This is a genomic window from Staphylococcus sp. HMSC034G07 (assembly GCF_001835975.1).
GTDB lineage: Bacteria > Bacillota > Bacilli > Staphylococcales > Staphylococcaceae > Staphylococcus > Staphylococcus ureilyticus.
The window spans coordinates 343,069-356,750 of sequence record NZ_KV826593.1; the positions used below are offsets into that span (position 1 = coordinate 343,069).

Below are 13,682 nucleotides of genomic sequence, written 5' to 3' on the forward strand. Positions count from 1 at the left end.
GACATCATTTGATGCCTTGGACTTTTTTTATACATTTTTTAAAAAAATCTACCTGTTACCCACATCATGACCGATTTCTACTGTTTTATCATTTTTATTATATAGTGCAGCTTGTACACTACCAAAGTTAGGGTCATTACGTTTTTCTTCAATTTCAAATCCTAAACTTTTGAAAATGTCTATATCTTGCTGATCTGTGGCATTTTCGTAAAAGATTTTTCCTCCATCGTTATAAAAACGTGGTTTATCAATAGAATCTTGTAGTGTGCCATCGCTACGTAAGTAATCAATAATAACCTCATTGAGCGTAGTCGGAATTTTGTTACCACCTGGCGTTCCTATACCCATGTAATAATCAGGTCCAACTACGATGCTCGGTGAAGTAAATGAGCGTGGTTGCTTATGCTTAGCACCATAGTTTGGACTAGATGGATTAGAAGAGAAGTTACTTAATGAATTATTCATATAGAATCCTTCTTTTACATACTCCCCTGAACCAAAGAAGCTTGCTAACGTATTCGTTGTACTTGTCAACTGTCCATCTTTATCAACAACCACAAAGTGTGTTGTGCTCGTATTATCGATGTTATTTGTATTGAAATTACTTTCAAAATTAATTTCATTTAATCTACCTAATAGGTAATCTTGAGAAAGATATTCATCATAGTCTTCATCTTGTCCATTTACAATATCCCTATTTCGGTACATCAAGTCTCTAGATTTTAAAATACCAGTGATATAATCCAAACGATCACCTTGAGCTGCTTGATTATTAGTAGCTTCATCAATTTCTAAACCTTGTAGCATCAGTGATCCTCCTAAAGGATTAGATGCAGCATAAACTTTATTATTTAAATAGTCTGTACTTACTGGCTCTTTTTTCTCTGTTTTATAACTTTGGAAATCTTTTTCGGTTAGTTTGTCATCCGTTTGCTTAGTGATACTTTTACCAACTTTATCATAGAAATATTTAGGACCGTTATCTCTAATACCTTTTAATGTTTTAGCTAAAGCTGGTTGCTTAATGACATCACCTTCTCTTTTGGTTTGCTCTCCTTCAAAGAAAGGTGAATCTCTATCTACATCTGAACCATATAGTTTCAAACTTCTTTCTAATTCTGAATCAACTTCAAAGCCTTCTTCAGCTAAAGGAATAACATAGTTCATGATTTTCTTTCTATCCATTTTTCCTGCCTCTTTATGAGCGTCTTCAAGACCTCGAACGAAACCTGGAACACCAATTTTATCTTTTTGCTTGTAATTAAAAGAAGAAATATCTTTATACTGCCATTGTTTTGGTGCAACATTTTCTTGACCATCGTAAGCCAGCATCGCACCTCCGCCGCCTAGGCCAGAAGAGTGTGGTTCAGTGACAGCAAGGGCATATGACACTCCGATTGACGCGTCAACTGCGTTACCACCATCTTTCAATATTTTTTCTCCAACACGTGTAGCAATCGGATTATTTGAAGCTACACCGTAATTTTTATCCGATATGTCTTGTTGATGATCCGCAATTTTATTTTCATATAAATCATCTTTATCATAATTATCCTTTTTTGTAATCATATAAAATGCAAAGGATATGATAATAGTAAGGAGTAATATTACGATGAGCGTTTTTTTATTATAAATACTCATAGCTAAGCTCCTTTAGATAAATATTGATGGTGTGAAGATTTAAGTTCATTTTGTTCATAACGGTCTAAACCTTCGTTCGCTCTAGCGAATACAATTAGTAAGAATATTATCAACACAACTGCAATTATTGTAATACTTACCCAATGATCTTTAATGTTCATACGTATAACCTCCATTCTCTTTTTTAAGATTTATATTGTCACCTTTAATATTATTTAATAATTTTGTTTCTTCAATTTTGTTAGGTGTAGATTTAGTCAATTTACCGCCCACTGATTTGATAGGCGTAATCATGAATTTAGAATTTTTACCGTTCCAATTCTGTTGTACAGCTAAACCTTGTTTATTTTTTGATAAAAAACCTTCTGAAGTTACATTACCTAAACTATAAAAAATGCTGGCATCTTTATAATTTTCAATTTCCTGAACAACTGTGTTATGTCCGACGATGACATCAGCACCTGCATCTACGAGTGAGTGTGCATACTGTTTTTGCCTTGTTGTTACTGACCTTTCATCGGTTATACCCCAGTCCACATTAACTACTACATAATCATTTTTTTCTTTCAATTTTTTTATTAATGGAACATAAATATTAGGTTCCAAGCTAATGGATGTAGTGTTTTTTAAAGGATCTGTGTAATCAGACTCAACGTCTGTAAAGGAAACATTAGCTACTTTTTTACCTTTTACTGTTTGTTGTACTGTTTTACTGTTGATAGGATTAGAACCATTACCAGTTAAAAAATTATATCCATTTTGTGCCTCAACAGCTTTACTAAAATCTCTTGCTGTAATGTTATCAGTAACTTGATTTATAATATTTAAACTTTTAATATTTAAGCTTTTTAAAAACATTACATTTTCTAAATTTTTATTAATATTTGTTTTTCTATCATCTGAAAACTTGGTTAAATTCAAGCTTGCTGTAGAATAATCACTATCTTTCAACATGTTTTCGACAGCACTAAAAGTATCATTAATATTGTTTTTTCTTGTATGATTGTTTAATTCCACATTACCTAGATATGTTAGCTTAATTTCATCTTTTCCTTTATTCATAGCTTTAACAGGTTCAAAATCCTGTTGCTTTAATACAAATACTAACAAAATGATCGCTATAATTAATATCAAGCCGGTATATATGGAATTCCTTCTTTTATGGCGCTTTGTCCACTTCAAAACACGCTCATCGATAGAAAATCGTTTAGATTGCTTCATATATCTGCTCCTTACTAATTAATAAAGCTATAAAAGAATAAGACAATGTATGTAATACATGTTAATAACATACACGTAGATAAAGTTATTACGACACCTTGTTTTTGTATAGTATTTGCGATGATACCTGGTATTACAACACCAATACCGGACATTTCTACCATCTCAAATGGCGTTAATGGATAAATTAAATCAAATATAAATTTTAAAACCATTCCAGTTAATATCATTGCAGCAAATTTCCTACGCCCATAAAGAATAACAAAGCGGCTAATACCATGGTTCACAATAAAATATGTAATGCAACTAATGATTAGTACAGATAGCAGCATGATTGGTTGATCGAAAATCAGCGCTAGATATCCTGGAACAACTAATCCAGCAGGACTAATGCCGAATTTTTCGGCAAATATGAGGCTTAAAACAATCCCCACGAATAATGAAAAATATAACTCTGAACCTATCATATTAATGTATCCCTTCTATATATTGTGCGATTTCTTTTCCTGGTCCATGAATATTACCAACACAGAATATCAAAGCATTATGTGATTCTGCATAAAGCGCACGTTCAACTTCACTTATATTTTTACCTTCAAAATTCAAATATTTTTTATCGGGTAATTCTCTCATCACTTCCGATACCATTTGGGTACTTTTTCCAGTACAAATTAATGTATCGAACGGTACATCTTTTATGAAATTTTCTACAAATTGTCGGGTTCTATCTACCCTATCTGAGCGACAATTTAAGATTATAACAATTCTTTGATATGGGTAATTATATGATTCTACTTTATTTAAAATTGCTTTAGTAGATTGTGGCTCATTTGCTGCAAAGGCATTCACATAGACATTCGTTGTATTGTTTGCATTAAAGTATTTAACTTCAACAGCACCTACATCTGGTGGTGCGTTTAACATACCTCTTAAGGCAGTGTCTCTGTCGATGCCTAATGCTTCAGCAACTCCCATTGCAATTGCTACATTATCCGGAAAGACAATATATCCAAATTCTCGTAGATATGATTCTGGTACTTCTTCTTTATCGACTACAATTAATTTTGTTTTACGCCGTTTAGCTACTTTAGCAAAAAATTTAGTATAGTCATCCTTCATTACCACGAGATGTCCTTTATATGGAATGGTTGCTGTAAATGCTTGAGCAACTTCGTCTAAAGTTGGCCCTAACACATCCATATGGTCTTCCATCACATTAACAATGACACCAATGTTCGCTTTCACTAAATCTTTTTGGAATGTAATTTGATAGTCTGGATTAACTGCCATACACTCATTGACTAATGCGTTAGCTCTTTGTTTCACAACTTTTCTGACGATATCTCGTTGTTCGCCGATATTTGCACCCTGAGGTTTCCTATATACTGGATATTCTCTTGGTGTAAACCAGTACATCATACGTGCATCTGTACCAGTTGTTTTACCAATCACGCGGTATTTATCTTCCCGCAAAATACTGTAAATCAAGCGTGTAATCGTTGATTTACCTCTAATACCATTTATATTAATACGTATAGGAATCTTTTCTAATCTGTCAGAATGTCTTCGTTTCTCGACAATTCCTAACCATAGAATAACGCCTACACAAATTATGATTAGTAGCAAACTCTGTCCCTCTTTTCATCAGCGTATTTATTAATTACATGCTAAAATCATTAATTTAGCAAAAAAACATTACAAAAATGATCTTAAATTTATAATCTAATCATTATACCTTTCAATAATGACATGCTACCACGTAGTTATTGATTTTATATAAAGTCTATAAATTAACTGTTAATTGAATGTAAATACACATTTACATTTAATGTAAAATTATATTAAAGATTATATTAAATACTTTCATATCAACGATAATGCTTTTTCTTCAGTTAAAAATTTTAAGCAAAAAATAATATAAAAATTTTTCATCAATTACTAATTAAAGTTAAAAATACGAAATATAATATTTACTTGAAATTTACACATTATTAAAATTCGAATGTTATCTTAAGGGTGAAAGGAATTAAAGATATTCTAGGAGGATGGACATGAGCAAACCTGTAAAGTTAACTGTTTCACTCTATCTCATTATTGTTGCGCTTATAACTTGTGGTTATTTAATCATGATTTTAGTAGGCAGTTTCCAAGGCAATGATATGCGTGGTGCAGTACTTGATACAGATAATACGAGACATATTGAAAATGTAGATGAGACTAACAACACCACAAAATCTTCCGAACCATCTACTTCATCTACACAAGAAAATCGTTCTACCCCTAAACATTTGCAATCTAAACACATAGGTCAACCAACAATCAACCAATATAAAACGATAAAAACATGGTCTTTAGATAATGACGCATCTAAAAACCATGTTTAATTTTTGTAACTTATTTTTGACAATTTGTTCAAATTCTCATTATTATGCCTTTTTACGGAGGGGTTTAATTTCAAACAGTCTGAATTTTCAGATATAATTATGGTGTTAGTTTTCTTATTATATCTGAAATGGGGTTTTTATTATGAGTAAGTTTACTGATCAAGAGAAAATTCAAATTTTAGAAGACTTGATTAGCATTAAATCCGTTAATAACAATGAAATCGAAGTTTGTGAATATCTGCAAAAGTTATTAGCAGAACATGACATAAATTCCGACATCATTAAAATTAACGACAGTCGTGCAAACTTAGTGGCTGAAATCGGTAAAGATGGCCCAATATTGGGCATTTCTGGTCATATGGATGTTGTTTCTGCTGGTGATGAAAGTAAATGGACATATAATCCATTCAAACTTACTGAAGTTGATGGCAAACTGTATGGTCGTGGTTCAGCTGATATGAAATCAGGTTTAGCAGCATTAGTCATCAGTATGATAGATATTCATGATCAAAACTTATTACAACATGGGAAAATTCGTTTATTGGCAACTGCTGGTGAAGAAATTGTAGGTGAAGGTGCAAAAACTTTTCAAGATAAAGGATACATGAATGATGTCGATGCACTTGTGATTGCTGAGCCTTCTCAAGATCGAATTATCTATGCACACAAAGGCTCTATGGACATTCGTGTCACTTCCCGCGGTAAAGCTTCACATAGTTCTATGCCACAGCTAGGTTTCAATGCAATTTCACCATTAGTAAAATTTGTTTATAAAGCTGATGAAGGCTTTGAAAAATTCACTAAAAGCAATGATTTGTTAGGCAATGCAATTATGAATGCCACAATTTTCAACGGGGGTAACCAGGTAAATTCAATTCCAGAACATGCTGAATCTGAATTTAATATTCGTACAATCCCTGAGCATGATAACGAACAATTCATCTCATATTTCAATGAAATCTTAAAGCAAGTCGAAACTGAACAAACGGATATTGATATTGACACATACATGTCTAGACCACCTGTTTATACTACAGGAGAAAATAAATTGACTGAACTTGCTATTGAAATGGGAGAAAAATATTTAAATACTACATTACCAACTGAAGCTTCACCTGGTGTTACCGACGCGTCTGATTTACTGGTAGACAAAGATGAAAACTTTTCATTTATTATGTATGGTCCCGGTGCTGTTAACCAAGCACACCAAGTAGATGAGCATGTGGAAAAAGATGTATATCTAACATTTGTTGATTTATTTACAGATTTCTTCTCTACTTATTTAAATAACTCAAAATAAGCATGATTATAAATCGGTCATCATTACGCTTTTGATATAATCTTATAAAAACATAATAGAATTTGGTACATAAATCCTAGAAAAAAACACGCAAATGATTTAAATCAATTCATCTGCGTGCTTTTTTGTTACTCAATACTTCGTATTGTTGGCTCGCTCTTTTATGGGGACAGCTTCAGCCTGTCGTCTTCAACTTATCCTGTTCCCTCAAGCATCTCGCCAAAATACAACGCATCCATATGTAATTTTACATTAAAACACTTAAAAACAAGTCACTTTGATAATTTAATAAACACTAACTATACTAAATTATCAAGGTAACTTATGTATAATGGTTATAACATGGCTCAACATACACTACCAATGGAAACTTCAGTACTTATTCCCACAAATAATATATCAAAGACATGTGAATGAAATTGTTGAAAAACCTCTAAATATATATTCAATGAATTCAAACCTCATCGTGGTGTTTTATCATATCAACCCAAAATGTTTACCGTGTTAATATGTGATTATGTTAGTCTATAATCTTTTTTAACTTTTTGATAAATTGTGCTCTTTCAGGAATTGGGAAAATAGGATGAATATGAAATAGTTGGTATCCTGGGATAAAGTTATGGTGAATACCTTGAGCATTTAACATTCGCGATAGCTTAACAGCATCTGGATAAAGTGTTTCTTTGGTACCTATTGAAATAGTCATTCTTCCTAATCCATTGAATGTTCCATATATTGGCGATACTCTCCAATCCGTTAATGACAGTTTGTCAGCCCATAAGCTAATTAAATATTTGCTTCCTGCAACAGCTAACATAGGATCAATTTTTTCATAGCTATGAATTTTTGGATGACTAAATGTACCATCCAGCACAGGTGAAATCATCACAATATCACTTGGCTGTGGTAAGTCCAACGTTCTCAAATATTGTGCGAAAGATAATGCTATTTGACCTCCAGCCGAATCGCCCATAATAACAATACGCTCAGAACTCATCTTTTGATCTAATTCATATCTATAAATTTCTTCTAGTAATTCGAAAGTTTCCTTATAAGTTGCGTGTGGAATTTTTGGATATATTGGCATGATTACTTTTGCGTCAAATGCTGTTGCCAACATATCTATATATTCGAAATGATATGGCAGCGGATCTTGGAACCATGCACCACCATGAATGTATATCACTACTTTTTGTTGATGATCTTCTCTATCATTCACAACATAATTGGTTATATCGTGCAATTTTTTAGTATAAACGGCATTGTCAAAGTTATAATCCGTGCCTGCATACTCGCCTTGCGTTTGTGCTTTTACAGACGCAAGCGCCTTTTGTGCGTTTATTTTCTTTTCAAATGGCTGTTTCATCTTTGTCGCTCTAATCATTATTTCATACAAAAAGCTTTGATAACTACGTTTTTCTATAAGCTTGGCAAATAAGTATGAAGCTATCACGCTAACACTTGCAAAGGTTAATATTTTTTTTAGCATCTTATACTACCTCCAATAAACGATTGATTTATGACTAGAAGATTAAGCTCAATTATTAGATAGGTCACTCAAAATATTAATATGTATTGATAACTTATATTAAGTTAACGTTCGAGTATAGCTGAATCTATTGAAAATGATTGATTTATCATCATTGACATATATAGTTCATCATAAAAATGATGATCCATATAAATAGATTCATGTTTAATACCTTCAATTTTAAAGCCTAATTTTTCATAAAATTTAACTGCCGGAGTATTGGTTGTAATGACCGTTAATTCAAGTCTTCTTAACCCTTTCCGCTCTGCCCACTTTATTGTTTCTTGAAACATCTTTGTAGCTAATCCTTGATGATGTTGTTCATTTAACACGCCTGTCACGATGTAACCGATATGTTTAATTTTAGCTAACCTACTAATATGTACAGATAAATATCCTAAGATATCATTTTCATCTGTTTTAACACCAATATAAAAATTATGTTTAATATCATCAACAAGGCTATCTTTATTAAAACTTCTTTCATCAGGTAAATAAAGCATGTATTGTGTCTCTTGATCAATCTTTTTCATGCAAGTATACAGCGCTTCAGCTTCATTCGGACATATTCTTTCTATGCGCATAAATACTCCTCCTCAATTCAATAGATTAATCTTATCATACATTATTTTTATTATATATGATACTTGTGTTTTAATTTACCTCTTTTTTATTTTAGGCAATTTATTTTTAAATATAATCCTTTTAAATTGAAACATCCTATTATTAGTATTACTTTTATGTTAATACACTAACAACAGGATGTCTAAGCACTTATAATATACAATTTTTATCTATTTCACTTATGATTTTAAACTTTCATGCATCATGGATAATTGGTGTTCTAACTGTTGCATATCAATAAATCTGCCTTGGCGATGCATTTCTTTACCGTTGAGAAAGATTAAATCAACTGGTACCGTAAATATTGATAATTCACCAGCAATTGCTTCTACATGACTTTGATTAATCACGCCTAACGGTATGTCTGGAAATTCGCGCATCAAGTCTTCAATTTGTGGCAATACCGCGTGACAAACACTACAATTTTCTCTCATTACGTGAACGACTACGAGCGGATATTTGTTAATAAATGAATGATATTCATCCATAGAAGTTAATGTTTGCGTCATTTAGAACACCCTCCTTAATTATAAAGTGTTTAATATTATGCACTATATACAGTCTTTTTAGCAATTTATTTGCTTTAGACTACAAAAAGTTATCATAATCCTCAATCTCAATTTATTATAAATTATTATCGAAATGTGGCAGCAATTGTTGAATACGTGTTCTTGTTTCTTCTGTATAACCTTGTAAACCACCCGTATGAATAAACAAAATTGCTTGTTGATCATCATATTTTCCTGCTTGAATTTCTTTAACCATACCTCTAAAAGCTTTCCCTGTATAAGTTGGGTCTAATACAATACCTTCTAGTTGTGCAATGTCAATATAAAATGCTAATTCTTCATCTGTTGCTTGCGCATAACCTAATCCAATATAATTGTCGTTAATGGTGATTGTATCGAATGTGTCTATGCTTTCATCTAAATGATTAATGATTGTTTGCACTTTATTTTTAAAGGCCTCTGCACTTTCATTGACTGCATAGCCAATTATCTTAGTATCAAGTTTATTACTGTGCTTACCAAACCATAAACCTGCATATGTGCCACCTGAACCTACGGCGACATTAATAGAGTCAAAATGACGACCTAGTTCAGTTTCTTGTCTTAAAATTTCTTCAAAGGCATTGATATAACCATGCGTGCCTATCCAATCTGATGCACCCGTTGGTATCATAAAAGGTGTTTTATTTTTGCCTTCTATTGTATGTCTCAATTGAGTCATCGCTATTTCTCTAGACTGATTGTCGTCAATCACATGTATATGTGCGCCAAACATAGCGTCTAAAAATAAATTACCTTCAAAAGCTTTCATGGTGCCTTTTAGTACGAGATGACATTCAATTTGATACTTTGCACATAGTGCTGCTGTTGCTCTAGCATGATTAGATGTGATTGCACCGGTTGTAATAATCGTATCATATCCATGATCAATTACATATTGTATCGTATACTCTAACTTTCTTACTTTATTCCCTGATATTTCTGTGCCAGTATAATCATCTCTTTTAATATAAATTTCTTTGCCTAAACGTTGACTTAAGTGCTCTAACTTATGAATAGGTGTGGGTAAGTTGGCGACATCTAATTTTTTGCTTATCATTACTTTTGACCTCCTGTGTCAATATTTCTTACACGTCTGGAATAAATACGCTTGCCTCGCTATCTTTAGGATAGTAATAACCATTTGGTATTGTTTGTAATTCAATCAAACTTCCCCAGGGTGTTTTCACATATACAGTACGATTACCATCTGTATCTTCATATTTTGTATTACTATGAGGTTCAGAGATAGGTCGTCCCCCAGCTTGTTTAATTTTATTAAGCGATGTTTCAAAGTCATCCACGTAAAACGAAATATGTGTATAACCAATATCTTGTAAATTTACGGCGCTTTTTTGGTTGGCTTGTACAAATTCAAACATCTCTATATTAGGACCATCATTAAACACCATCATTCTTTTTTTTACAATTTCAGCGCCATTCTCCAATCCTAATACATGTTCAACAAATTGACCTCCTCTAGGTTCATCCATTTTAGTTTGGCTATCATAAGCAATACGACCACCTAAACCTTCCTTGAAGAAAGCTGTTGCTATTTCAATATCAGGTACAGTTAAACCAATATGATTAATGCCTCTAGCCATCAAGTCCGTAACCCCCTTTTTATCATCTTTATGTCAGCGTATTGCCAAAGTAAATATGGGTCATTTCAATCATTTAACAATTGCTTGAGTATTGGATACACCAGATACAATTAAGCATGCTTGATATACACAATCAATCTTACGTTTAATTATTTTCTGCCAAATCATAATGATCTCTTAATAAAATATAGCGATTCATATCTTGAAAATTTTCACCATCATTCATGTCTTGAACGTCAGTAGCGACAAAATGAAAACCTGCATTTTCAGCAACTTTATTGCTAGCAATATTTCGCACATCAGCAATAATCGTGAGTTTATTCAGTCCTAAAATTTTAAATGCATAGCCACATATAAATGCAACACTTTCTGTCGCAATTCGTTTACCTGTATAGCCTTTCGCCAGCCAGTAACCTATTTCTGCTTTGCTGTTTTTTAAATCTATTTTATGTAAATCTATTGTGCCAATCAATTTATCTTCGTAATAGATTAGAAATAATTGACCTTTACTTTCAGCTTGATGTTGTATCATCATTTTTAAATATGATTTTTCTGCATCTACAGTGAGATCCTCTGTAATAAAATCTAAAAATCGAGATAAATGCGCGAAATTTTCTTGAATGGTTTCAAATAATGCCTCGGCCATTTTAAGATCTGGCGGTCTCAATGTAACTTTTGGCAGTATTTCTATAAATGGTCTATATTGCATTGCCTCACCTTCTTTACTAGTGTCTTATCTCATATCTTATTTGTAATTTCTGAATATTTCAACATTTTAATAATTAATAATATAAAAATAGGCGTATATCCAATATTCAATTCATACTTTAATATCAGATACTACGCCTAACAATATAAATTTCAACTTAATTGTATAACTTAATCCATATTGATTAATAACCTATCATCAGGGCTATTGACATACCAATGCAACATATAATGACCCACACTAAAATTAATTTCCAAGCAAATTTAAGCCACTGTGTATAGGATATCTTTCCGACAGCTAAAGCACCCATTAAAATTGCAGAAGTTGGAAATAAGACGTTACTGATTGAATCACCATATTGGAATGCAAGTACAGTAATTTGTCTATTGATATGTAACAAGTCGGAAATTGGCACCATGAGTGGCATAGTAGTTAATGCTTGTCCAGAACCTGATGGTATAAAGAAATTTAAAAAGAATTGTAAGATAAACATCGCGATAATTACTGCCGACGAAGGGACATCTGTAAGCAAGGTAGTCATACCATGGACGATAGTATCTATTACCTGCCCATCTTCTAAAATAACAATAATACCTTTAGCAAAACCAACAATCATTGCGCCAAATAAAATATCTTTCATACCTTCTATCATAGCTTCAAAAGTCCCATTGATGCCCAATCCACCAATGACACCTGCAAGTAAACCTGCTAATAAGAAATTAGCACTCATTTCGTTAAAGGACCAACCATAATTAAAAATACCAAACACATTTAATATAATCGCTGCAACAATGAGTAATAAACCTACTTTTTGTCGCTTTGTAAAGCGTGGTGTATCCATCGTTGCCGTTGACTGTCCTTCAGCTTGTTCCAGTTCGTAAACAATACTTTTCGACATATCTTGTTTCACTTTACGCGCATATATCATTACTGTTGTTATAGCTGCCAATAAAATAAAAATATAAATAATCGAACGCAGTCCCCATCCTGAAAATAGTGGCAACTCCGCTACAGATTGCGCGACACCAACAGTAAATGGATTTAACATACCACCAATAAAACCACTTGCTGCTCCAAGTATAACCATTGCAGCTCCTGTCAACGCATCATATCCTAATGTTCTCGCTATAATAATCCCAATAGGAACAAAGATAATTGTTTCTTCTGCTAATCCAATTGAAAATCCTAATATAGAAAATATCGTCATAGTCAAAGGAATCATCAATACTTTATAAGAACCTAGTGTGCTCATAGCTTTATTCACACCATTTTCAAAGGCTCCTGTTTTATGGACAATACCGAATGCGCCACCTACTAAGAAAATGTAAAATACAATTTCTCCTCCACTCAATAACCCTTCCGGAATCGCCCGAAATATATCAAAAAACGAAACGCCATGTTGTGATACTTCTTGATATGAACCTGATATAACCAATGTTTGTCCGTCTTTTTTTTCACGTGCATATTCCCCTGCTGGTATTAAATATGTGAGGAGACTTGCTACAACAATGATAAATAACAACAATGCATATGTATGCGGCGTTTTAAATGTTATCCTTTTGAAAATTGATTTGAACATTTTAAATATCCCCCATTAAATTGTTTTTAATTGAAAAATACTGTGACTTAAAACTGACCTGATAAATCAATTTAATAAATAACTATTATAATAATACACTTTATAGATATTATGCTGAATTTTCAATCTATTTTTAAATATCTTAAATTAAATCATCAAATCATCTTTTTGAAAAAGTTTTAAAAAGTGTATGATTAATCTCTTGATAATTAAAATATTGTGATTTTGTCCGTGCATGCTTGCCTGGGAATATGATTCGAGCCTGTAGTCTCTCACTCATACCTTTTCCCTAGGCGTCAGCACGCTACAAAATCACTTTGTATTTATAAGTACAAAAGAGTACTTTTACTTAAAACAATACTCACAAATAAATTTAATATGAGATAGTTTAAAATTATTTAAAACGTAATGTAACCTATAAAAATATTTATTTTTTCATTTTTACTAAATGATAAACTTAACTTGTTACGAACGTTATATACTACTTTTATTCTTAAAATATTGTGGTTTTGTCCGTGCATGCTTGCCTGGGAATATGATT

At 32.3% G+C, this 13,682-nt stretch carries 14 protein-coding genes and 1 pseudogene; 3 read left to right on the plus strand and 12 right to left on the minus strand.

Annotation, left to right across the window (positions count from 1 at the left end):
* Window positions 1–48: 48 nt before the first annotated feature.
* From HMPREF2586_RS02900 to pgsB, 5 genes are read right to left on the minus strand one after another with little or no spacing between them, the layout of a single operon-like run.
* Window positions 49–1,641 (minus strand): gamma-glutamyltransferase, encoded by a 1,593-nt coding sequence (locus tag HMPREF2586_RS02900; RefSeq protein WP_070037358.1) that lies wholly within the window; start codon window positions 1,639–1,641, stop codon window positions 49–51.
* 2 nt (window positions 1,642–1,643) lie between these two features.
* Window positions 1,644–1,802 (minus strand): hypothetical protein, encoded by a 159-nt coding sequence (locus tag HMPREF2586_RS12800; protein WP_019470031.1) that lies wholly within the window; start codon window positions 1,800–1,802, stop codon window positions 1,644–1,646.
* Window positions 1,792–2,862: a CapA family protein gene (locus HMPREF2586_RS02905; protein WP_064209259.1), complete on the minus strand. Its 1,071-nt coding sequence runs from the start codon at window positions 2,860–2,862 to the stop codon at window positions 1,792–1,794. Before HMPREF2586_RS02905 ends, HMPREF2586_RS12800 begins: the two co-directional genes overlap by 11 nt.
* Before the next feature lie 14 nt (window positions 2,863–2,876).
* Window positions 2,877–3,329: a poly-gamma-glutamate biosynthesis protein PgsC gene (pgsC, locus tag HMPREF2586_RS02910; protein WP_046206761.1), complete on the minus strand. Its 453-nt coding sequence runs from the start codon at window positions 3,327–3,329 to the stop codon at window positions 2,877–2,879.
* Window position 3,330: 1 nt separating this feature from the next.
* A complete protein-coding gene (gene pgsB / locus HMPREF2586_RS02915) occupies window positions 3,331–4,488 on the minus strand; it encodes a poly-gamma-glutamate synthase PgsB (RefSeq protein WP_046206760.1) in 1,158 nt (385 codons plus the stop codon).
* Between the two features lie 425 nt (window positions 4,489–4,913).
* On the opposite strand from pgsB, the gene HMPREF2586_RS02920 reads away from it, so the two are divergent.
* The 3 genes and pseudogenes from HMPREF2586_RS02920 to HMPREF2586_RS13025 form a co-directional block, all read left to right on the plus strand.
* Window positions 4,914–5,246, plus strand: a complete 333-nt coding sequence (locus tag HMPREF2586_RS02920; protein ID WP_046206759.1) for a hypothetical protein — start codon at window positions 4,914–4,916, stop codon at window positions 5,244–5,246.
* Between the two features lie 142 nt (window positions 5,247–5,388).
* A complete protein-coding gene (locus tag HMPREF2586_RS02925; protein WP_070812624.1) occupies window positions 5,389–6,546 on the plus strand; it encodes an ArgE/DapE family deacylase in 1,158 nt (385 codons plus the stop codon).
* Window positions 6,547–6,870: 324 nt separating this feature from the next.
* A pseudogene (locus HMPREF2586_RS13025) lies at window positions 6,871–7,056 on the plus strand (IS5/IS1182 family transposase); the annotation flags it as partial.
* Between the two features lie 10 nt (window positions 7,057–7,066).
* On the opposite strand, the gene HMPREF2586_RS02930 reads toward HMPREF2586_RS13025, so the two are convergent.
* The 7 genes from HMPREF2586_RS02930 to HMPREF2586_RS02960 form a co-directional block, all read right to left on the minus strand.
* Window positions 7,067–8,035: an alpha/beta hydrolase fold domain-containing protein gene (locus HMPREF2586_RS02930; protein WP_070812625.1), complete on the minus strand. Its 969-nt coding sequence runs from the start codon at window positions 8,033–8,035 to the stop codon at window positions 7,067–7,069.
* A 104-nt stretch (window positions 8,036–8,139) separates the two neighbouring features.
* A complete protein-coding gene (locus tag HMPREF2586_RS02935) occupies window positions 8,140–8,661 on the minus strand; it encodes a GNAT family N-acetyltransferase (RefSeq protein WP_046206756.1) in 522 nt (173 codons plus the stop codon).
* Window positions 8,662–8,880: 219 nt separating this feature from the next.
* Window positions 8,881–9,210 (minus strand): thioredoxin family protein, encoded by a 330-nt coding sequence (locus HMPREF2586_RS02940; protein WP_070037338.1) that lies wholly within the window; start codon window positions 9,208–9,210, stop codon window positions 8,881–8,883.
* A gap of 115 nt (window positions 9,211–9,325) precedes the next feature.
* Entirely contained in the window at window positions 9,326–10,309 is a 984-nt protein-coding gene (locus HMPREF2586_RS02945; RefSeq protein ID WP_070037335.1) for a D-cysteine desulfhydrase family protein, read from the minus strand.
* A 28-nt stretch (window positions 10,310–10,337) separates the two neighbouring features.
* Window positions 10,338–10,853, minus strand: coding sequence for a VOC family protein (locus HMPREF2586_RS02950; RefSeq protein WP_046206753.1), 516 nt, complete (start codon window positions 10,851–10,853; stop codon window positions 10,338–10,340).
* Between the two features lie 145 nt (window positions 10,854–10,998).
* Entirely contained in the window at window positions 10,999–11,562 is a 564-nt protein-coding gene (locus HMPREF2586_RS02955) for a GNAT family N-acetyltransferase (RefSeq protein ID WP_070037332.1), read from the minus strand.
* A 184-nt stretch (window positions 11,563–11,746) separates the two neighbouring features.
* The gene (locus tag HMPREF2586_RS02960) at window positions 11,747–13,141 is read right to left on the minus strand and encodes a YfcC family protein (RefSeq protein ID WP_046206751.1); all 1,395 of its coding nucleotides are present in this window, start codon (window positions 13,139–13,141) and stop codon (window positions 11,747–11,749) included.
* Window positions 13,142–13,682: the final 541 nt, after the last annotated feature.